This window comes from Streptomyces anandii JCM 4720 (assembly GCF_014650655.1).
Lineage (GTDB): Bacteria > Actinomycetota > Actinomycetes > Streptomycetales > Streptomycetaceae > Streptomyces > Streptomyces anandii.
Map to the genome: position 1 here is coordinate 186,281 of NZ_BMVJ01000013.1, position 20,954 is coordinate 207,234.

Consider the following 20,954-nt stretch of genomic DNA (forward strand, 5'->3'; position numbering starts at 1 on the left):
CAACCCGACCTCCGTCCTGTTCGGCCTGCTCGCCGTCGCCACCACCGCCCTGCTGGGCGCCGTGTTCCTCGCCGCCGACGCCCGCCGCTACGCGGCGCCCGGCCTCGAGGTCTACTTCCGGAGGCGGGCCCTGGGCGCCCTCGCGGTGGTCGCCGCCCTCGCCCTGATCACGCTGGCCGTCACCCACGGGGACGCACCTCATGTGTGGCACGGACTCACTCACGGCGTGGGCCTGGTCCTCGTAGTCCTGGCAGCGCTCAGCACCCTCGCCACCGCCTGGTCCCTGATCCGCCGGGGCGGCTCCGGCTCCCGCGTCACGGCGGTCGGCGTCGTCGCCTGCGCCGTGCTCGCCTGGGGCATGGCGCAGCGCCCGTACCTCATCCCGACCTCGCTGACCGTCGCCCAGGGGGCGGGCGCGCCCACCGCGCTGCGCTGGCTGGGCCTGGTCACCCTGGTCGCGGTCGTCCTCGTCCTGCCCGCGGTGGTGCTGCTCTACTGGCTGGACACCCATGGCGAGCTGGAGGGCCTGACGGACGCCGACCTGCGGCGCGGGGGCGCGGGTGACGAGGGCTGACCCCCGGAGCGGAGCGCCCTCGCCGTCCGCGTGCCGAGGAGCGCCGGTGCGGTGAGCACGAACGACATCCTGCTCGGCATCGGCCTGATCGTCGCGCTCGCCGTCGGCTCGCAGATCCTCGCGAGCCGGCTTCGGCTGCCGGCCCGGATCCTGCTGCTGCCCGCCGGATTCACCGCCGGGGCCCTCACCGACGTGGTCCACGCCGACCGGCTCGTCGGGGCCGCCTTCTCCCCGCTGGTGTCGCTGTCCGTGGCGCTGATCCTCTACGACGCCGGACTGGGCCTGGACCTGCGCCACCTCAAGGGCGCGGCCCGCAGCGTCGTCGTACGGCTCATCGTGCTCGGCGTGCTGCTGACCTGGGGGACCGTGATGGCCCTCGGACCCGTGCTGCTCGGGGTGCCGGTGGCCGTGGCGAGCATGATCGGCGTCATCCTCGTGGTGTCCGGGCCCACCGTGGTCGGGCCGCTGCTCGAACACGTCGGGCCCTCGGACCGGATCCGGCGGGTGCTGCTGTGGGAGGGGTCCCTGATCGACCCCGTGGGCGGCATCCTCGGGGCCGTCGTCTTCCACTCCCTGGTCGCCGGCGGGCTGCAGACCGGCCACTTCCGGGTCGGCGCCTTCCTCGGCGGCATCGCCGTCGGGCTCGCCGGCGGCGCGGCCGGCACCGCCCTGCTGTGGCTCGCCTTGCGGGTGCTCCGGCTCGGCGAGACGCTCGGCACCCTCGCCCAGCTGGCCACCGTCGTCGTGGTGGCCGCGGGCTGCGACATCCTCTACGACGACACCGGGCTCATCGCCGCCATCGTCACCGGGCTGGCCGTCGCCAATCTGCCCGGCTTCGACATGCCCGCGCGCCGGCCCTTCTTCGAGACGCTGGTCCAGCTCATCATCGGCCTGCTGTTCGTCTCCATCTCCGCGACCGTCACCCCGAGACTCGTCGTCCCCGTGCTGCTGCCCACCCTCGCCCTCGTCGCCGCGCTCGTCCTGGTCACCCGGCCGCTGCTCACCCTGCTGTCCACCGCGAGGACCGAACTCAGGCGCGGCGAAAGGGCGTTCATCGGCTGGATGGCCCCGCGCGGCATCGTCGCCGCGTCCACCGCCACGACGTTCTCCGCATCGCTCGTCGGCGCGGGACTGAGCGGCGCCGACAAGATCCTGCCCGTCACCTTCCTGGTGATCGTCGCCACGGTGGCGCTCTACGCGCTGACCGCGAAACCGGTGGCCGAACGGCTGGGCGTGGCCGGACCCGCCAGGGCCCGCCCCTTCCTCGTCGGCGGCGCCCCCTGGGCCCTGGACCTCGCCCTCTGCCTGCGCGCCGCCGGCCTCGACGTGCTCATGTGGGCGCCCCTCGCGGAGCAGCGGCGGCGGATCGAGGAGGCGGGCATCGAACTCGCCACGGGCGAACTCATGGCCGCCGCCACCGACCCGAGCGCCCGGCTCGAAGGAGTCACCACCGTGCTCCTGCTCACGGACGACGACGACTTCAACGCGCTCGCCCGCGTCGTCCTCGCCGACAGCGTCGACGGCCCCGTCCACCGGATCGGCCCGCCGCCCGGCAGCCAGGGCGTCGTCGCCCCCTACACCGCCGGGGACACCCTGTTCGGACCCGGACTGCCCCGGCACACCGTGGCGGCCCGCCACGAGCGGGGCGCCCGCTTCCGCGCACAGCCCGCTTCCGCCCCGCCGCCACCGGGCCACGACACCGTCCTCGTCGTACGGCGCGACGGCCGCCTCGAGCCCGCGCTCGGAGACCGCCCGCCCACCGCTTCGGACGACGACACCCTCGTACTCCTCGGACCCGCGCCGGACACCTCCTAGCGGCCGTCGAGGGCGCCGTTCAGGGTGATCGCCGCGTCGATCAGCGCCAGATGCGTGAACGCCTGGGGGAAATTGCCCAGTTGACGGCCCGTCGGGTCGATCTCCTCCGAGAACAGGCCCAGGTGGTTGGCGTACCCCATCATCTTCTCGAACACCAGCCGCGCCCGGTCGGCGCGGCCCGCTCGGGCCAGGGCGTCGACGTACATGAACGTGCACAGCGAGAAGGTGCCCTCCGAGCCGCGCAGCCCGTCGGGCGAGGCCTCGGGGTTGTAGCGGTAGACCAGGCTGTCGCTGACCAGTTCCTGCTCCATCGCGTCGAGCGAGGAGGTCCACATCGTGTCCTGCGGGGTGATGAACCCGACCGTCGCCATCCGCAGCAGCGAGGAGTCGAGCACGTCACTGCCGTAGTGCTGCACGAACGCCTGCCGGGTCTCGCTCCAGCCCTTCGCCATGACCTGCTCGTACAGCTCGTCGCGCGCGGACTGCCAGCGGTCGGCGGCCGAGGGCCGGCCGTTGGACTGCGCCAGCCGCAGCGCCCGGTCGAAGGCCACCCACGACATCATCCGTCCGTAGGTGAAGTCCTCGCGGCCGCCGCGGGTCTCCCACAGGCCCTCCTCCGGCTGGTCCCAGTGGTCGGTCAGCCAGTCCAGGTTGGTCAGCAGCGCGTTCCAGCCCCGGTGGCCCAGCTGGAGCCCGTGCCGGTGCGCGAAGTAGATGCTGTCCAGCGCCTCGCCGTAGATGTCCAACTGCAGCTGCGTGGCGGCCCCGTTGCCGATCCGCACCGGCGCGGAACCCGCGTAGCCCTCCCAGTGCGACAGGATCTCCTCGGTCAGGTCCGAGGATCCGTCGACCTTGTACATGATGTTCAGCGGCCCCGAGTCCCCGTCGCTGCCGGCCCGTTCCTTGACCCGGTCGCCGAGCCACTGGATGAACGCCGTGGCCTCCTCGGTGAAACCCAGTCCGAGCAGCGCGTACACGGAGAAGGAGGCGTCGCGTATCCAGGTGAACCGGTAGTCCCAGTTGCGCTCGCCTCCCAGCTGCTCCGGCAGGGCCGCCGTCGGGGCGGCCACCAGGGCGCCGGTCGGGGCGTAGGTCATGAGCTTCAGGGTGATCGCCGACCGCTCCACCGCCTCGCGCCAGCGGCCGGTGTAGCGCGACTGGGCGAGCCACGAGCGCCAGTAGCGGACGCTGTCGTCGAAGATCTCCTCGTACTCGGCCAGCCGGATCTCCCGGGGCGGGCCGTCGGCCGCCCATTCGAGGATCAGCCCGCGCTGCTGGCCCGCCTGGAGCGTCAGCTTGAAGTGGAGGTCGTCCTGGTGGTCCGTGAGGACGTCCAAGAGACGCTCGTCGTCCGGTTCCCGCATGGCGTGGACGGTCAGTTCGGAGCCGTCCTCCGCGGCGAACACCGCTCCGTGCTCGGTGATGTGGAGCCGGTGTCCCTTGCGCCCGTAGTCGAACCTCGGGGCGATGACGATCTCGAACGTCATGCTCCCGCGCACACAGCGGACGATGCGCGCCAGCCGGTGGCGCTCCGTGGCCGTCCTGCCGGTCACCGGCATGAAGTCCAGCACCTCGCCCGCGCCCGCCTCGGTCATGAACCGGGTCACCAGGATCGCGGTGTCGGGAAGGTACAACTGCTTGGTGGCATAGGTCGGGTGGACCGGCCGCACCGTGCAGTGTCCGCCCTTGTCCTTGTCGAGGAGCGAGCCGAACACACTCGGCGAGTCGAACCGGGGCAGGCAGAGCCAGTCGACCGTTCCGTCCGTGGTCACCAGGGCCGCCGTCTGCAGATCGCCCAGCAGGCCGTGGTTCTCGATCAGCGGGTAGTCCTCCATCGGGGCGCCCCTCTCGGTGTGCGGTTCACCCGAATGCCACCCCCCGGATCAGAGTAGGCCGCACTCCCGTCCACGGCGCGTCGAGCCGCCGGCGGCGGTCACCGCGCTACGAGGGGGCCCCACAGGCCAGCAGCACCGCGGCCTCCACCTCGGCGGCGCTGCCGGAGGCGTCGACGGTGACGCCCGGCTCGTCGGCCTCCAGCGGGTCCAGGACGGCGTACTGCGAGTCCAGCAGCGCGGGCGGCATGAAATGCCCCGTGCGGTGGGCGATCCGCCGCGCGGCCACCGCACGGTCCAGCGCCAGGTACACGAACCACACGTCCGCTCCCGAGCGCCGCAACGCGTCCCGGTACGCGCGTCTGAGCGCGGAGCACGACAGGACACCGCCCCGGCCGCGGGCGGCCGTCGCCCGGATCCAGTCCGCGAGCGCGGCCAGCCAGGGCGCGCGGTCGGCGTCGTCCAGCGGATGCCCGGAGGCCATCTTGGCGCGGTTCGCCGCCGGGTGCAGATCGTCGCCCTCCTGGAACGGCACGCCGAGCCGCAGGGCGAGGCGCGCCCCTACGGTGGACTTCCCGCTCACCGAGACACCCATCACGACCACGATCCGCGCACCATGCGTCCTGCCGGTCAACGCGCCTCCCGTCAGCGTTCGTCGAGAGGGTCGTCGTCGCGCAGTCTGCGCCACAGATGGGTGCGGTGCAGCACGTACACGGCGACGGCCAGCACCCCCGCCTGCAGGCCGACGGCGAGGAGCCAGAAGACGGCCCGGCTCTCCAACTCGTCCGTCAGGAAGGAGAAGTTCATTCCGAAGTACCCGGTCAGGAAGGTCAGCGGAAGGAAGATCGTCGAGACGATGGCGAGACGGTTGATCACACCGTTCTGCTCGCCCGAGACGAGCGAGGAGTAGCTGGCGAACGCACGGCGGGTGGCGTCCTGCAGGGACGCGATGTCCGCGAGCACCAGCCGGCCGGCGCCCTGGAACTGGCGGGCGAGCCGCTGGCGCTCCTCGGGGAAGCCGCGGCTCATCATCCGGTGCGTGAAGACCTCGTCCGTCACCTGGAGATAGGGCAGGAGTGCCCGGTGCAGGAAGCCGGCCCTCCGGCGCAGCCGGGTCAGGCGGTAGACCTGCTCGGGCCGTCGCCGCTCGAACATCCGGTCCTCGAGGTCCTCCGTGGTGAGCAGGGCCCGCACGGCGGCCCGGCGGAAGGTCTCCAGCGACTCCTGCATCAGCAGGAACAGCACGGCCGCCGTGTCGGAGAGCCCTTCCCGCGTCAGCCGCGCGGCGAAGCCCTCCAGCGCTTCGAGCGGGCCCCGCCGGACGGTGACGAGATGCCGTTCGGTGACGAAGACGTGGACGTGGGCGACGCGGGCGCCGTCGACCACCGGTACGACGATGCCCATCCTGTCCCCGAGGAAGTCGGCCCGCACCGGCTCGCCCGCCCTGCCGAACCAGGGGAGACCCTCGGTCCTGAGCCCGAGCAGGCGGGCGATCCGCGGCCCGTCGTCCGGTGCCTCGTCCGGCGTGTCCGCTTCCGGGCCGCGCGGGCCCTCCTCCGGCAGCTGGACGTCGACGAGCAGGAAGCCGGACGTGGTGAGACGCTCTCGCGCCTGCGACACGTCAGTACGCGTGACGACACCCTCCGGCATCGACACCACCGATATGATCATCGCCCCTCACGGTAAGGGGCGCCCCTGCCGTCCGCACGCCGGAGCCGCGGCGGCGGCCGTGTCAGTCCGCCGGCGTGCGCAGCTCCGCCCAGACCGTCTTGCCGCGCCGCGCGGGCCGCACGCCCCACCGCTCCGTGAGCTGCGCGGTGATGAACAGGCCGCGGCCGCCCTCGTCGCTGACCAGGGCGCGGCGCAGCTGCGGTGCGGTGCTGCTCTCGTCGGTGACCTCGCAGGTCAGGGCCTGCTCGCGGATGAGGCGGAGCTCGAGGGACCCGGTGCCGTACCGGACGGCGTTGGTGACCAGTTCGCTCACCACGAGCAGGGCCTCGTCCACGAGACCCTCCAGGCCCCACGCGGTCAGCCGGGCGGCGGCCGCCCTGCGCGCCTCGGCGACCGCGCGGGGATGGCTGGAGAGCGTCCACGACGCCGTACGGTCGGCCGGGAGCGTACGCGTCCGGGCGAGCAGCACGATGACGTCCTCCGGCGGCCGCTCGGGAGCCAGGCCGTCCACCACGGCGTCGCAGGCGTCCTCCAGCCGGTCGCGGGCCGCGGCGGCGCGGCGCAGCCCGGCGGGCGGGATGTGCGCCGGGGCGGGACTCGTGCCGTCCGTCAGCAGGGCCGGGTTGTAGAGGACGAGCACGCTGCCCTCGGGCAGGGTGCGCTCGGCGACGCCGTACTCGCCGACGCCCTGGCCCAGCGGCGGGCCCTGCGGCACGTCCAGGATCTCCACCGTGCCGTCGGGGAGTATCAGGGCCGGCGGGGGATGCCCGGCGGAGGCCATGGCGCAGCCGCGCGTCACCGGGTCGTAGACCAGGTAGACGCAGGTCGCCGGCCAGGTCTGGGCGGCCGACTCCTCGGGTCCGGGACCGCGCGGGGCGCGGGCGAACCGGCTGGTGAGGTCGTGGAGGCGGGCGAGGATCTCGTCGGGCGGCAGGTCCAGCTCGGACAGGGCGGTGGCCGCGACGCGCAGCTCGCCCATGGCCGCCGTGGCGTCGACGAGGTGCCCGGTGGTGTCCCCGGCCGCCAGGGCGACGCGCGAGCCCGACAGGGGAATGACGTCGAACCAGCCGCCACCGGCTCCCGCGGGCAGATAGGCGTGCGCGGTGTCCACACCCGGGTGCGTGCGGAACTCCGGGTGGCGCAGATTGCGGTGGACGATACGGGCGACCGAGCGCTCCCGGGTGTAGAGGCGCGCGTTGTCCAGGCACAGCGCGGCGCGGGCGGCCAGCTGCTCGGCCAGCGCCAGGTCGCCGCGGTCGAAGGGGACGGCGCGCAACCACCGATGAAAGCAGGCCACACCCAGCAGCACCCCACGGGCCCGCATGGGCACAGTCATCCTGGACTCCGGCCCGGCCGAAGGCCGCCGCGCGTCCGGGCCGCGGTCCGGACACCGTGCGGGGTCCGCCGTCCCGGCGGTGTCGGGGCCCGGGCTGCTGCCGCCGTGCGCGTCCCGGCGGGGGCCGGGGTCCGTGCCGGGGGCCGGACCGGGGCCCGGGGGCGGGCCGGGTGCGGGGTTCTGGCCGGGGGTCTCGTGCCGGTGGGAGCCCGGGGGCGGGCCGGAGCCCGGGTCTGGGCCGTCGTCCCGGTGCGGGCCGGGGGCGAGGTCCGGGCCGGGAGTCTCCTGTCGGCCGGAGCCCGGACGCCGGCCGGGTGCGGGGTTCTGGCCGGGGGTCTCGTGCCGGTGGGAGCCCGGGGGCGGGCCGGAGCCCGGGTCTGGGCCGTCGTCCCGGTGCGGGCCGGGGGCGAGGTCCGGGCCGGGAGTCTCCTGTCGGCCGGAGCCCGGAGGCGGGCCGGGGGCCGGGGGCGGGACGTCGTTCCGGTCCGCGTCGGGACACCGGTTCGGGCCGGGGGGCGCGTGCAGGTCTGTGGTCAGCTCGGGGGACAGGCTGGGCAGGGCCTTTCCGCCGGCGCAGACGCATACGTGGCGGCCCGCGGCGCCCAGCGGGGCTTGCCGCGGGTGGGCGCCGTCCACCGACCGGGAGGCGGCGCGGCGCAGCGGCAGCTCGCCGGTGACCTCGCCCAGCACGGGCGCCTGTCCGCGCAGCACGGAGTCCAGTACGTGCACGGTCACCGAGTCGGCCAGCTCCGGCACCACCACCTCGCACAGTTCCGCCGCGGTGCGGAACACGTCGAGGGTCGTGCCGACGCACGCCGTGGCCCGGTCCAGCAGCTCCAGCCGCGCCTGCGCCCCGACGCGTTCGGTGATGTCCGTGACCGTGGCGGCCACCCCCTGTGGGGTTCCCTCGCGGTCGTCCAGCCGGAACACGGACACCGACGCCACCCGCTCCTGCGGCGGATCCTGCTCGTTGCGCACCCGGAAGTGCAGGTCGAGCACGGGGCTCCCGGTCTCCAGCACTCCGCGCGCCGCGTCCACCACGGCCGCCGGGTCCTCGGCGTGGAAGGCCTCCAGCACGTCGAGCAGCGGACGCCCGAGCATGCGGTCGACGGGGAACTCCCGGATGTGCCGGGCGGCGGTGTTGACCCGCGTCAGCCGCAGCGCGGTGTCGTACACGTGGAGCCCGCCGGGCGACTGCCCGAACAGCACCCCGGCCACCGCCTCGTCCAGCCCGGACCCGCCCGGTACGGATGCGGGAGGTGGATCGGTCACGAGATGTCCTTGGCGGTGCGTTTTCCCGGAGCGGACACATCGAGCAAATCACCGTGCCGTCCTCACCGCCACCCTGCCCGCGCGCCCGCGGTCCGGGCAGCCCGGGCAGGAGATCAGGGGCGGTTCGCCGAGGCCAGGCGGGCCGACGCGCGGGCGCGGGCCGCCTCCAGCACGCTCAGCAGGACGTGCTTGCTCGAGGCGCGGTCGCGCACGTCGCACAGCACCACGGGAGTCGCCGGATCCAGGTCCAGCGCCGCGCTCACCTGCTCGGGCGTGCAGTCGCGCCGCCCGTGGAAGCAGTTGATGCCGACGGCGAACGGGATGCCGCGCTCCTCGAAGAAGTCGATCGAGGCGAACGAGGCCTGAAGGCGCCGGGTGTCGGCCAGGACGACCGCGCCGAGCGCGCCCATCGCCAGGTCGTCCCACATGAACCAGAAGCGGTCCTGCCCGGGCGTGCCGAACAGGTACAGCACCAGCTCCGGCGCGATGGTGATGCGGCCGAAGTCCATGGCCACGGTCGTCGAGGCCTTGCCCTCCACCCCGGCCAGGTCGTCGACGCCGAGGCTCGCCTCGGTCATGCGCTCCTCGGTCTCCAGCGGGGGAACCTCGCTCACCGAGCCCACCATGGTGGTCTTGCCCACGCCGAAGCCGCCCGCGATGAGGATCTTCAGCGCGGTCGGCATGACCGGCTCGGAGCTCATGAGCGGCTCAGAGCTGACGGATACCATCCATCACCCTTTCGATGAGTTCCACGCTCGGCTGGTCCTCCCGCCCCGGCGGCGACTGGACCAGTATCAGCGAGGCGTCGAGCAGATCTCCGCACAGCACCTTCACCACGCTCACCGGCAGGTCCAGCAGCGCGGCGATCTCGGCGACCGCCAGTGCGCGGTCCCTGCACAGGTGCAGGATGTGTGCCGCCTCCGGTTCCAGGTGACCGGCGCCGGCGAGGTGGGCGGTGCGCGCGACGACCAGTGTGATCAGGGCGAACGCGTGCTGGCTGTGCTGGGTGCGCCCACCGGTGATGGCGTACGGCCGTAAGTAGCGCCCGGTCTCGGGACCGTCGCGCCACCGCTGTTCAGGCATCCTGGAAGGGGCCGCCGGACGGGGACTGCACGCGGGGAGCCGCGGTCAGGTACTGGCCCACCTGTTTGACGAGCGTGCCCATCTCGTACGCCATGATCCCGACGTCCACTCCCTCCGAGGCGATCGCGGCCAGCCGCGCGCCCTTGCCCGCGGCCGTGACGAAGAGGAACGCCTTCTCCATCTGGATGACCGACTGCTGCACCTGCCCGCCGTGGAAGTGCCGTGAGGCGCCGCGCGCCAGGCTGTGCACGCCCGACGCCACCGCGGACAGGTGTTCCGCGTCGTCGCGGAGCATGTCCTTGGACTTGCCGATGAGGAGACCGTCCCCGGACAGCACGATGGCGCAGCGGATCTCCGGGATCCTGTCCACCAGGGCGTCGAGGAGCCAGTCCAGTTGAGGTCCGGTGTGTACCTGCTCAGTCATTGCGTAACTGTCCTCACAGTTCGTCGGCACTACGGCCCGCCGATTCGTCCTGCCGCCCGTGCGCGCCGTGCGGTTCGTCGCCCTGGAACATCCCGGCCCGTTTCAGCCCCTGGTGGATGGCGCTCATCGCCCGGGCGGACGCCTCGGGGGAGAAGACGTCGTCGTCACCCTCGTCCCCGGGGCGGCCATCGGCCTGTGCCTGTGCCGCCTCCCTGCGCAACTGCTGCGCCAGGCTGGCTCCCCGGACCCGCTGGGGCAGGATCTCGGGCGTGGACAGGGCACCGCCGGCGCCCGGCGCGGGCGCGGCGGCACCGGACGCGGGCGCCGGTGCGGGTGCCGCGGGCGGCGGTGCCGCCGGCTGCCGGCGCCGGGGCAGGTCGGGCTGTCCGGCGCCCGACGCCGTGGGACCGGCGGGCGGTGCGGGCGGCCGCGCCGGCGGGCGGGACCGGACCGGGTCCGTGTCCTGGCCGGGCGGCGCCCACGCGGCCGGTTCGGCGGGCGTGGGTACGGGATGTTCCGAAGCGGGGGGCAACAGGCCTGCACCTCCGTACTCGGGGAAACCGCTGGAGTCGGGCAGGGGGGTGTGTGTGACGACCTCGTCGGGTGCCAAGGCCGGTGCGCTCGGAGGGGCCGGCACGGTCCGCCCCACGACGACCGGTGCGTCCATGCCCACCCCGGGGGTGGCACCGCCGTCGCCGGCGACGCCGGGAGTCCTGCCGGCCGACCCGGAAGAGGGCGCGGTGACACCCGCCGGAGTGCCAACCGCCCCCGCCGGGCGGCCCGTTGCGCTGCCCGCCCCCGCGGGAGTGCCGGTACGGCTGCCCAGGGCGCGGTCGCCGGGCTCGTCCGGGGCCGACACCGCACGGCCCGCGGCGACGGCCGCCGACTGGAGCTGGTCGACCACGGGCGAGGAGACGCCCTCCAGCAGTTCGGCGGGAAGCACCACCAGCGCGAGCGTGCCGCCGTAGTCGGACTCGCGCAGGACCACCCGGATGCCGTGGCGTTCGGCGAGCCGGGCCACCACGAAGTGGCCGAGGCGCGGGTCCTCGCCCAGCGCCGTCATGTCGATCCGGGGCGGGTGGGCGAGCAGTTCGTTGGCGCGGTGCAGGTGCTCGGGCTGCATGCCGAGGCCCTGGTCCTCCACATGCACGGCCAGGCCCTTGGCGACCCGGGTCGCGCTGACCGTCACCTGCGTGTGCGGGGGCGAGAACGCGGTGCCGTTCTCGATGAGTTCGGCGAGCAGGTGGGTGACGTCGGCGACGGCCCGCCCCGAGACGGCCACCCTCCGGTCGTCCGGGGTGTTCTTCACCCTGACCCGCGTGTACTGCTCGGTCTCGGCGACCGCGCTGCGCATCACGTCGGTGATGGACACGGGCGGTGTCATACGGCGGCTCGGTGGGGCGCCGCTGAGGATCATCAGGTTCTCCGCGTGCCGCCGCACACGGGTGGCCAGGTGGTCGACCCGGAAGATGTCCTTGAGCAGGTCGGAGTCCTCGTGCTTGCGCTCGAGGTCGTCCAGCAGGGAGATCAGCCGGTGGATCAGGCTCTGCGCGCGGCGGATGAGCTGGGAGACGACCTTCTCGGTGCCCTGCCGGCCCTGCGACTGGCGCAGCGTGGAGTCCGCCGCGATGCGCACCAGCTGGTCGACGGCCGCCGACAGCCGCCCGAACTCGTCGTCGGCCGCGTGTGCCCGGTGGGGCAGCAGCACGGACGGGTCCACATGCTCGCCCCGCTCTATTCGGGCGAGGATCGCGGGCACCTGCTGGGCGGCCAACTGCTCGATCTCCGACTGGAGTCCGGCGAAGCGGCCGAGCGTCGAGCGCCGGGTGCGCAGGGCCAGCAGGGCGGCCCCGGCGAGGGCGGCGAGGGTGGCCGCCGTGCCCAGCAGCGCCGCCAGCATCAGGTTGTCACCGTGGTCCGAGGCGCGGGCGGCCAGCGCGTCCAGGGAGTCGCCGCCCAGTGCCTGGAAGTCGCCGACCACACCGCCGGCGGCCGCCGGCCAGGAGCCCGCGTCCTTGGGCAGGGCGTTGCCCTGTCCCTCGCTCACGGCGTGTTCGAGGGAGCCCACGGTGCTCCACTGCGCTCCGCCGGTGATCTGCGGGTACCGTCCGGCCGCGTCGCCCGGCAGGTCCTCGGCGGTCAGGCCGGACCGGGCGGCCTGCTGGGCGCCGAGGTACTGGCCGAACCGCGCGCGGTCCGCCGCCGACAGCCGATGGGCGGACAGGGCGCCCGCCATCAGGGCGTCCTCCCGCGCGAGCATCTCGGTGCCGCGCACCAGGGCGACCGTGGCCGTGCCCGCGCGCTGCTGCTCGCCGTCGTCGCTGCGCACGGCCTCGGTGAGCAGGTCGATGCCCTGGGAGACGGCGTCGGTGAAGTAGGTGAAGGTGTCACCGGCGGTCAGGGTGCGCGCGTCGATCGCGCTGCGGCGCTGCGTCAGGGCGTCCAGGCTGCCGCCGAGCGTCCGGGCCCGGCGCCGCAGCTCGGCGGTGTCGAGTCCGGACGCGCGGCGGAATCCGGCGACGGCCGCGTCGGTCTTCGTACGGGCCGCCTCGAGGTCGGCGCGGACCGAACTCGCGCGGCCCGCCTGCCACGCCGCGGTGAGGCCGCGCTCGGTCTGCAGCCGCGTCAGCACCTCCTGGAGCGGACCGGCGACCGACGAGACGTGGTCGGCGTCGGTGTGCGACTGGATCTGCTCGTCGACGAGCCCGGCCGCCGTGTATCCCCACAGTGCGCTCAGGCAGACGGCGGGAACGACGAAGGGGACGACGAACGAGGACCGCAGAGATCTGCGAGGGGCGGCGCGGTGACGTGTCCGCCGGTCGCGGGTGCCTGGCATCTGATTCCTCGTACAGCAGCGATACACCGGAGTGATGGGGATGCTCAACGCCCGTCCCCGCGCAGTGACCTGGTGGCTCACCGTGATCGAAGGCCGGTACGAGCTGCACCGTATCAGGATCATCGCGCAGCGTCACTCCGGCCTCCGCGCAACTGGTGCCTTTCTTCACAGGAGTTGGGGCACCGGACACTCCGTGGCCAACTGCTGTCCGGAGTAAGGGACTTGACTGCCGGGACGGTGTCTTCGTTCAGAGCAGGGCGAGCAGCCGTGGTGTGTAGAGAGCGTCGGCTGAGACGATCCCGGCGACCATGTCCAGGTAGATCGCGGTGAGTTCGGGGTCGGACTGCACGGCCCGCAGCAGGGAGAGCCGCTGTTCGTGCGGATCCAGCCGGGCGACGCCGAGCGTGGCCTCGTAGCCGGGGGTGAGGTCCTGGTCCCGCTGCCGGGCGTAGTCCGCGAGGGCCGTATCGAGCCGGGCCGGGTCGCCGCCGAGGAGGCCCGTCACCTTCGCCGCCAGGCTCTCGACCTGCTGGAAGGCGTCACTGATGCCGCGTGCCGTGATGGAGTCCTTGTGGTGCCCCGCGTCGCCCACGAGCACCCAGCCGGGGCCGGTCGCCTGCCGGAAGAAGTTCTGCTGGTCTCCGGTGCCGTGCAGGCGCTCCGCGGGCTCCCGGCCGCGCAGCCGCTCGTACAGGGCGGGCGCGGTGGTGCGTATCTGCTCCTCGTAGGCGCGGCGGGCGTCGGTGCGGACCTCCTCGAAGCGCGCCTGCGGGAAGTAGGCGAGCACCAGCGTCGTGCCGTCGTTGGTGGGCACGGCGGCCACCCAGCCCGCGCGCCGCTCGTAGAGTTCGAGGTCGGCCGGAACGTCCGGCCAGTACGTGTAGTACGCGCAGGTCAGCCGGGGGTCGTGCACGGTGTACGGCGCCGCCGCGAGCCGGGCGACGGTGGAGCGCATGCCGTCCGCGCCGATCACCAGGTGTGCGCGTTCGGTGAAGGTTCCGGACCCGTGGCGCCCCTCGACGCCGGCCACGCGGCCCGTCCCGTCCCGCAGCAGTCCGGTCACCCGGCACCGGTCGCGGAACTCCACGCCCGCCTCGACCGCCGCGTCGGCGAGGATCGGGTCCAGCACCCGGCGGCGCGGGGCGAACCCCGTCCGCTGGCCCTCCACGCCTCGCGCGCACCCCTCGATGCGGATGTCGGCCACCTCGTAGACCGTGCGCCCGAGCGGCGGGCAGTCCGAGGCGCGCACCCGCTCCAGCAGGCCCCACCTGGCGAGCGCGGCGACGCCGGGCTGGTGGACGAGGTGGGTGGACAGGACGTCGGAGCCGTGGGCCGACTTGTCCAGCATCAGCACCCGGTGTCCGGCGCGGGCCAGGAGCAGGGCGGTGGCGGCGCCGGCGCAGCGCGCCCCCACCACGATGGCGTCGTACATGCGAAAGCCTCACAGGGAACGTCGGGGGACAGGTGGCTGTGGGGGGATGCGGTGGGGAGATGCCGTGCGTGGGGAGGCGGGGAGCAGGGGTGACGCCGACGCTCAGCGGGCGGCGCCGAGTTCGGCCAGCACCGCCCGCCGGTCGATCTTGCCGTTGGGGTTCAGCGGCAGCTGCTCCAGCACGGTGATCCGGCGGGGCATCATGTACGACGGCAGCCGCTCGCCCAGCGCCGTGTACAACCCGTCGGCGCCGCAGCCCGATCCGCTCACCGCGGCCTGCAGTTCCGGTTCCCCGTCGGCGGCCGGCACCGTGACGACGATGGCGTCGCGCACCCCGGGCTGCCGCCGCAACGCCGCCTCTATCTCCCCGAGTTCGATCCGGTGCCCGCGGATCTTCACCTGGTGGTCGGTGCGCCCCAGATGGACCAGGTGGCCGCCCCGCACCGCGACCCGGTCGCCCGTCCGGTACCAGTGGCCCTCGGCGGGCGCGCCGTCACCGGCGGGCCGCAGCTCGTCGGTGAGGAAGCGGCCCGCGTTGTCCGCCGCGTCGGCGTACCCGGCGAAGCGCAGCGGCCCCCTGACGCACAGCTCACCGCTGTCGCCCGGCCGGCCGGTGTCGTCGAGCAGGACCAGGTCCAGGACCGGGTAGCCGGTGCCGATCGGCGCCGTGCCGTTCGGGGTGCGCGGCCAGTCGGCGGGGTCGTCGGGGAAGCGGTAGGCGGTGCAGGAGATGGTCAGTTCGGTGGGGCCGTAGAGGACCTCGAGGCGGCTGTCCGCGGCGGCCGCGCGCCACTCGCGAGCGGCGTCGAGGGTGAGCGGTTCGCCGCCGAAGACGCTCCAGCGCAGCGTCGGCATGCTGCCGGGGGCGAGGGTGCCGAGCCGGGACGCGAAGGAGATCAGCGACGGCACCGAGAACCAGTGCGTGAGCCGCAGCTTGTTGACCGTCCTCACCGGGGAGAGCAGTTGGCCGCGCTCGGGCACCACCAGCGTGCCGCCGCCCGCCCAGGCGACGAACAGGTCGTGCACCGACCCGTCGAAGGTGAGCTCGAAGGTCTGCGACAGCCGGGCGCCCGGCCCGATGCCGTACCGGCCCGCGACCTGCTCCAGATAGGCGCAGATGTTGCGGTGCCGGATCGGCACGCCCTTGGGGGTGCCGGTCGAACCGGAGGTGAAGATGAGGTACGCGAGGTCGTCCGGGCCGGGCCGCCGCCAGGACACGTCCGGCACCGGCCCGTCCCCGAGGGCCGCGAGTTCGCCGGGGCCGGCCGCGAGGACGGGCACGCCCAGGCCCTCCCCGGCGCCGGCTCCACCGGCCAGGACCAGGTCCAGGCCGGCCGCGGCGGCGATCTGGGCGGTATGCGACGAGGGATGCTCGGGGTTGAGCGGCACCACGGCCGCGCCCGCCCGCAGCACCGCGAGGTAGCCGGCGTACGCGGTCACCGAGCGCGCCGCGAGCAGCCCGACCCGGCGCGGCGCGCTGCCACCGCCGGCCGCGACCAGGCGTTCGGCGAGCCGTTCGGCGAGGTCGCGCAGCTCGCCGTAGGTCAGGCTCGCCCCGCCGACCTCCAGCGCCGTGACGTCGGGGTGCTCGGCGGCCGAGCGGGCGAACCAGTCGTAGAGCGCGGTCGGTTCGCTCACGGGGCCACCGCCTCCAGGGCCCGGGTCCACTGCCGCAGCTCGCCGACCGTGCGCAGCCGGCCGAACTCCTCCGGGTCGACCTCCGCCTCGCAGCGCTTGACCAGTTCCACCACGATCCGCAGCTTGGCCAGTGAGTCGATGCCGATGTCGGTCAACGTGGAGGCGTCGTCGAAACCGGTGCGCGCGTGCTCCCGCAGGACCCAGGCCGCCAGGTCGCCCCCGTCCTCGCGCGGGTGCTCCTCGCCGGGCCAGTAGCGCCGGATCTGCCACGGGTAGCGGGGCAGCGGCACATGGCGTCCGGGCCCGCCGAACACGGTCTCCCACTCCACGTCCTCACCGCGCCGGTAGCGTTCGGCGACGGCGGTCAGCGGCCGCCCGCCCACCGCCGGGGTCCCGGTGAGGGCCGCGGCCAGCTCCTCGTGGCTGCGGCCTACCACGGCGGTGCGGTACTCGTGGTGGCGGCGCCGGGTGGCCGCGGTGAAGCAGATGTCCCGCGGGGCGTACGACGCTCCGGCCCCGCCGGGACGCAGATAGGCGGCGTAGGAGCGGGCCAGCTCCGCCAGCGCGTCCGGGGTGTGCGCGGAGATCGCCAGGACGTACGGCGCACCGTCCGGTGCGGGATCCGCCGCTCCGGAGCCGAAGCAGGCCTGGCCGAGCACCACATGGGCGTTGAGTGCCGAGGCGCCCTGCCCGCACACCCCGGCGAAGGCGGGCCGCCCCGGTTCGGGCAGCTGCTGGAGCTTGGACGGCACGGTCAGCGGCAGACCGTCCCAGTCGACGTCCGGGTGGGGCGTGTTCAGGTGGAGGCTGGCCGGCACCTCGCCGTGCTCCAGGCACAGCACCGTCTTGATCAGCCCGGCCATGCCGCCGGCGGCCTCGGCGTGACCTATGTTGGTCTTCACCGAGCCGACCAGCAGCGGCCGTTCCGCGGGACGCCCCGCGCCGAGCACCTCGCCGAGCGCGGTCAGCTCCAGCGGGTCGAGCAGGGGCGAGCCGGAGCCGTGCGCCTCGACGTAGTCGACGTCCGCCGGGTCCACCCCGGCGTCCTCGTACGCCCAGCGCAGCACGTCCAACTGGCCCTGGAGCGACGGATTGAGCACCGCCTCGGCGGTGCGCCCGTCGTTGCCGACGGCGCTGCCCCGGATGACGGCGCGGACCCGGTCGCCGTCGGCCAGCGCGTCCGCCAGCCGCTTCAGTACGACGACCCCGACGGCGTCGCTCGGCGCGTAGCCGTCGGCCGTCGCGTCGCCGAACTTGCTGCGCCCGTCGCGGGCCATGCCGCCGGCATGGGTGAGCACCAGGCCCTCGTCGGGGCGCAGCGCGATGCTGACCCCGGCGGCGAGCGCCAGCGGGCTCTCGCCGGAGCGCAGGCTCCGCACGGCCTGGTGCACGGCGACCAGTGAGGAGGAGCAGGCGGTGTCGACGACGACGCTGGGTCCGCGGAAGTCGAAGAAGTGGGACAGCCGGGCGGGCAGCAGCGAGCGGAAGTTGTTCAGCTGCGCCGCCGTGACCGTCTCGGGTCCCTGGCGCAGGGCGAGTTCGAGGAAGTCGGCGCGCGCGTTGCCGACGTACACCGCCGTGCGGCTGCCCGCGAGCCGGTCGGGGCGCTGCCCGGCGTCCTCCAGCGCCTCCCAGGCGGTCATGAGCAACAGGCGCTGCTGCGGGTCGAGTTCGGCGGCCTCCGTGGCGGACATGCCGAAGAACTCCGCGTCGAAGCCGGCGATGTCGCCGACGTAACCGGCCCGGCGTCCGGCTGTCCGGCCCTGCCCGGGCCCGGCCTCGGCGGAGTGCGGGGTGCCGACGTCGTAGCGTTCGCCGGGCGTCTCACCGGTCATGTCCTCGCCGTCGCGCAGCAGGGCCCACAGCTCCTCGGGATCCGTGGCGCCGGGCAGCCGGCAGGCCATGCCGATCACCGCCACCGACCGGTCGTCCGCACCGGACCGCCCGCCTCCGGGCCTGTCGTCGGGCCTGTTCATGAGAGAACTCCGTTTCATACGTCGCCACTGTCCCTGCGTCATGGAGTGGTTCGAGCCCGTCCCGTCCCGCGTCCCGGGCGCACCGGGACCGGGCAGCGCTGGTCACGCGCCGGCGCCGGTGTCCGAGCACGGTGGGACGAGGACGGCTGCCTGAGCCTGCGCTGTTCCGGGTGCCGCAGCGCCCCGTGGCCGGTGCGGGGCCGCACCGCGTCCGCGAGGCATCGTTGCCATCAGGCCACGGGCGGGGCCGGCCGGCCGGTGTCACACGGACACGGCGAAGGGGCCTGGGACTTGGCCTAAAACCCACCTGGGGGAGGGGAGCCGGCGGTCTTGACGATCCCGCTCACCGGGCCCCTGCCGGGGACCGCGCACCCGCCTCACCACCCCAAAACCGAACGCAATTTCGAACACCTACTGTCACGTCGGGCGATTCCGTCAGTGTCGACAACAAGTCCACCGGACGATTGTCGGGTGGAAAATCGTTTCGGTTCGATGGCCGCCAGGAGAATGACGGGAAGTGATCGCTGCAGGTTGAAACATCGCAGATTTTGGACAGACTCTTCGAATGGCCGGGTACGGACCGCGTCGTGGACGCGCGGTGACCGTCGCCGCAGCCCTTACGCCCGCCCAACACCCTCTGTAATCAACGGCGTTGGCGGTGGGGCGGAGGAGACCGGAATGACCTGGAGGGGTGATCCACGCAGCCCCGAATCTCTGCTTTGATCTGACCTCATGGAATCCCTGTCATCCGAACAACACCGTCTCGCCGGCGAGCAGCGGACGCGACGGCTGAGGATTCTCGGCCTTGATGCGGCCGAGGCGGAAGCCACCTTCGACCGGGTCGCCCGGCTCGCGGCCAGTTTCACCCAGTCTCCGTTGGCCATGGTCAACTTCATCAACGACGAGCGGCAGATGTTCCGCGGCATGTACGTGCCCACCTCCTCGCCCGAGGACCCGGTGGACACCGACGGCGGCGGCATACCGTTCGATTTGAGCAACCTGGCCCGCGAGGCGCCCGGCGACTACGGCTTCTGCCCCCACGTGGTCGCCCAGCAGTCCCAACTCGCCCTCGACGACGTCTTCGACTACCCGCGCTTCAAGGGAAACCCCCTCGTCAACGACCTGGGCGTGCGGTCCTACCTCGGCACCCCGCTGCGCGACAACACCGGCCTGGTCCTCGGCACCGTGTGCGTCGCCGACTTCCAGCCCCGCAACTGGGACGCCAAGATCCGGCAGGGCATGCAGGAGCTCACCGAGACCCTGCTGTCCGAATTCAAGCTGCGCGACAGCCTGCTGGCCCAGCAGCAGGAGCTCTTCGCGGTGTTCGACGGGGCGCCCTTCCCCATCATGCTCACCGAGGGCCCCGACCACCTGCTGCGCTACGCCAACGGCAAGCAGGGCCAGGCCTTCGGCATGGTCCCGCAGTTCAGCCCGGCCCGGCACGTACTGCCCGGGCTCGACAAGATCGGCGTCTTCAACGCCATGGACGACGCCCTGCGCATGGGGCGCACCACCACACTGCCCCAGGTGTCGCTCAGGACGTACGACTCCCCGGCGCCCCAGGACTTCAGCTTCCTGTGCACCCCGGTCCGCACCTCGCCCAGCGCACCCTTCAAGGGCGTCCTCACGGTCGCCATGAACACCACCGGCCAGGGCTACGGCGGCGCCGAGTCCCAGGCCTTCGCCGCCAACGTCCAGCAGCGCTTCGAACAACTGGGCGGGGGTGCGCTGTCCGACCGCATGCCGGGACGCTGACCGGATCGCACGGCCCCCGCCCCGGTTCCGGCCCCCGCCCCGCTCGCCGTACGCCCCTTTCCGGCCCGCCCGCCCGTCCGGACCCGGCTCCGGACCCGACCAGGTCCGGAGCCGGAAGCCGGACGGTGCGGGCCGCCGTCCGCCCCCGCATACTGAAGTCGACGACCCCCTGCCAACGGCGGAAATGCGGCGATGCAGCAGGAGCCCTTCGACCAGGTCACCGGCGGCGCGGCCCGGGACGCGGGCGGCTGGCTGGGCGCGCTGCCCGTCGCCGTCGTGGCCACCGGCGCCGACGGCACGATCGTGCGCTGGGACGACACCGCCCAGGATCTCCTCGGCTACCCCTCCCGCGAGGTGCTGGGGCGCCACATCGCCGACCTGCTCCACCCCGACGCGGACCAGAGCCTGGGCCGTTCGCTGTGGGACCTCGCGGTCACCGGTAGCGGTGTGACCGGCACCGTCACCGCCTGGCACCGCGACGGACGCCCGCTGGAGCTGGAGATCTGGGCGGCGCCCGTGCCGACCCGGCGGCGCGGCGGGACCACCGTGCTGGTGTTCGCCGCCGAGGCGCACGCCGCCCGCTCCGTCCGCGGCTCCTCCGCCGTGTGGGACGGGCTCTTCGCCCGCTCACCCGTCGGCATCGCCGTCCTGGACACCCACCTGCGCTTCCTGCGCGTCAACCCCGCCCTGCAGGCCATGAACGGGCTGCCCGAGGCCGCGCACATCGGGCACCGCCTGGTGGAACTCCTGCCCGGCGTGAACGCGGCCGACATGGAGTCGGCGATGCGCCGGGTGCTCTCCACCGGGCAGCCCGTGCTCGACTTCCGGCGCATCGGCCGCACCCCCGCCGACCCCGCCCACGACCGCGTGTGGTCGTGCTCCTACGTCCGGCTGGAGGACCCCGACGGCCGGCCCATCGGTCTGACCGCCTCCCTCATCGACATCACCGACCAGCAGCGCGCCCAGCTCGAGGCCGAGTCCGTCCGCCGCCGCCTCGCCCTGGTCAACGAGGCGAGCGTGAAGATCGGCACCACCCTCGACCTGGAGCGCACCGCGCAGGAACTGGCGAACATCGCCGTGCCCGACCTCGCCGACGTGGTCACCGTGGACGTACTGGAGACGCTCGCGGCGGGTGACGCCCTCGTCGCGGGCCTGATCGGTGGCGCTCACACGCGCCGGCTGGGCAAGGCGCCGCTGACCGGTTCACCCGTCGCCGACGTCCTCGCGCCGCTCGGCCGCACCATGAAGTTCCCGGCCGCCGCCCCCTACACCCAGGCACTCGCCGAGAGCCGGCCCTTCGTCCTCGCACA

15 protein-coding genes are annotated in these 20,954 nt (G+C 73.7%); 4 read left to right on the plus strand and 11 right to left on the minus strand.

Annotated features, from left to right (window positions below; translation table 11 throughout):
- Together IE249_RS38280 and IE249_RS23535 are read left to right on the plus strand one after the other, a co-directional pair.
- The coding region (locus IE249_RS38280) for a cytochrome d ubiquinol oxidase subunit II (RefSeq protein WP_229859103.1) at window positions 1-574 on the plus strand (574 nt) is incomplete at its 5' end.
- A gap of 51 nt (window positions 575-625) precedes the next feature.
- Complete coding sequence (locus IE249_RS23535) at window positions 626-2,389, plus strand: cation:proton antiporter (RefSeq protein ID WP_189707574.1); 1,764 nt, start codon at window positions 626-628, stop codon at window positions 2,387-2,389.
- On the opposite strand, the gene IE249_RS23540 is transcribed toward IE249_RS23535, so the two are convergent.
- The 11 genes from IE249_RS23540 to IE249_RS23590 all read right to left on the minus strand — a co-directional run bounded on the left by IE249_RS23540 (window position 2,386) and on the right by IE249_RS23590 (window position 17,889).
- The gene (locus IE249_RS23540) at window positions 2,386-4,224 is read right to left on the minus strand and encodes a glycoside hydrolase family 15 protein (RefSeq protein ID WP_189707576.1); all 1,839 of its coding nucleotides are present in this window, start codon (window positions 4,222-4,224) and stop codon (window positions 2,386-2,388) included. The genes IE249_RS23535 and IE249_RS23540 overlap by 4 nt on opposite strands.
- Window positions 4,225-4,330: 106 nt before the next feature.
- Window positions 4,331-4,816 carry a gluconokinase gene (locus IE249_RS23545; RefSeq protein ID WP_189707644.1) on the minus strand — a complete coding sequence of 162 codons (486 nt, stop codon included), beginning with the start codon at window positions 4,814-4,816 and terminating at the stop codon, window positions 4,331-4,333.
- Window positions 4,817-4,866: 50 nt separating this feature from the next.
- Window positions 4,867-5,892 carry a magnesium transporter CorA family protein gene (locus IE249_RS23550; protein ID WP_229859105.1) on the minus strand — a complete coding sequence of 342 codons (1,026 nt, stop codon included), beginning with the start codon at window positions 5,890-5,892 and terminating at the stop codon, window positions 4,867-4,869.
- A gap of 61 nt (window positions 5,893-5,953) precedes the next feature.
- Window positions 5,954-8,500, minus strand: a complete 2,547-nt coding sequence (locus tag IE249_RS23555; protein ID WP_189707578.1) for a SpoIIE family protein phosphatase — start codon at window positions 8,498-8,500, stop codon at window positions 5,954-5,956.
- Window positions 8,501-8,613: 113 nt separating this feature from the next.
- On the minus strand, window positions 8,614-9,201 hold the full coding sequence (locus IE249_RS23560; protein WP_373304433.1) for a GTP-binding protein: 588 nt from the start codon (window positions 9,199-9,201) through the stop codon (window positions 8,614-8,616).
- A 7-nt stretch (window positions 9,202-9,208) separates the two neighbouring features.
- Complete coding sequence (locus IE249_RS23565; RefSeq protein WP_189707582.1) at window positions 9,209-9,583, minus strand: DUF742 domain-containing protein; 375 nt, start codon at window positions 9,581-9,583, stop codon at window positions 9,209-9,211.
- Window positions 9,576-10,007 (minus strand): roadblock/LC7 domain-containing protein, encoded by a 432-nt coding sequence (locus IE249_RS23570; protein ID WP_189707584.1) that lies wholly within the window; start codon window positions 10,005-10,007, stop codon window positions 9,576-9,578. The genes IE249_RS23565 and IE249_RS23570 overlap by 8 nt, the downstream gene beginning before the upstream one ends.
- A 13-nt stretch (window positions 10,008-10,020) precedes the next feature.
- On the minus strand, window positions 10,021-12,843 hold the full coding sequence (locus IE249_RS23575; RefSeq protein WP_189707586.1) for a sensor histidine kinase: 2,823 nt from the start codon (window positions 12,841-12,843) through the stop codon (window positions 10,021-10,023).
- A gap of 247 nt (window positions 12,844-13,090) precedes the next feature.
- Window positions 13,091-14,275 carry an NAD(P)/FAD-dependent oxidoreductase gene (locus IE249_RS23580; RefSeq protein WP_189707588.1) on the minus strand — a complete coding sequence of 395 codons (1,185 nt, stop codon included), beginning with the start codon at window positions 14,273-14,275 and terminating at the stop codon, window positions 13,091-13,093.
- A 102-nt stretch (window positions 14,276-14,377) separates the two neighbouring features.
- Window positions 14,378-15,913, minus strand: coding sequence for an amino acid adenylation domain-containing protein (locus tag IE249_RS23585; RefSeq protein WP_189707590.1), 1,536 nt, complete (start codon window positions 15,911-15,913; stop codon window positions 14,378-14,380).
- Window positions 15,910-17,889: a beta-ketoacyl synthase N-terminal-like domain-containing protein gene (locus IE249_RS23590; protein ID WP_189707592.1), complete on the minus strand. Its 1,980-nt coding sequence runs from the start codon at window positions 17,887-17,889 to the stop codon at window positions 15,910-15,912. Before IE249_RS23590 ends, IE249_RS23585 begins: the two co-directional genes overlap by 4 nt.
- Before the next feature lie 732 nt (window positions 17,890-18,621).
- On the opposite strand from IE249_RS23590, the gene IE249_RS23595 reads away from it, so the two are divergent.
- Both IE249_RS23595 and IE249_RS38285 read left to right on the plus strand, forming a co-directional pair.
- Window positions 18,622-19,644, plus strand: a complete 1,023-nt coding sequence (locus tag IE249_RS23595; RefSeq protein ID WP_189707594.1) for a GAF domain-containing protein — start codon at window positions 18,622-18,624, stop codon at window positions 19,642-19,644.
- Between the two features lie 192 nt (window positions 19,645-19,836).
- A partial coding sequence (locus IE249_RS38285) for a PAS domain-containing protein (protein WP_229859107.1) occupies window positions 19,837-20,954 on the plus strand: 1,118 nt, incomplete at its 3' end.

Bases quoted from the DNA above. Each gene is read 5' to 3' on its own strand.
- IE249_RS23540 (WP_189707576.1), bottom strand. From the start codon at position 4,224: ATGGAGGACTACCCGCTGATCGAGAACCACGGCCTGCTGGGCGATCTG.
- IE249_RS23545 (WP_189707644.1), bottom strand. From the start codon at position 4,816: ATGGGTGTCTCGGTGAGCGGGAAGTCCACCGTAGGGGCGCGCCTCGCC.
- IE249_RS23550 (WP_229859105.1), bottom strand. From the start codon at position 5,892: ATGATCATATCGGTGGTGTCGATGCCGGAGGGTGTCGTCACGCGTACT.
- IE249_RS23560 (WP_373304433.1), bottom strand. From the start codon at position 9,201: ATGAGCTCCGAGCCGGTCATGCCGACCGCGCTGAAGATCCTCATCGCG.
- IE249_RS23565 (WP_189707582.1), bottom strand. From the start codon at position 9,583: ATGCCTGAACAGCGGTGGCGCGACGGTCCCGAGACCGGGCGCTACTTA.
- IE249_RS23570 (WP_189707584.1), bottom strand. From the start codon at position 10,007: ATGACTGAGCAGGTACACACCGGACCTCAACTGGACTGGCTCCTCGAC.
- IE249_RS23575 (WP_189707586.1), bottom strand. From the start codon at position 12,843: ATGCCAGGCACCCGCGACCGGCGGACACGTCACCGCGCCGCCCCTCGC.
- IE249_RS23580 (WP_189707588.1), bottom strand. From the start codon at position 14,275: ATGTACGACGCCATCGTGGTGGGGGCGCGCTGCGCCGGCGCCGCCACC.
- IE249_RS23590 (WP_189707592.1), bottom strand. From the start codon at position 17,889: ATGAACAGGCCCGACGACAGGCCCGGAGGCGGGCGGTCCGGTGCGGAC.
- IE249_RS23595 (WP_189707594.1), top strand. From the start codon at position 18,622: ATGGAATCCCTGTCATCCGAACAACACCGTCTCGCCGGCGAGCAGCGG.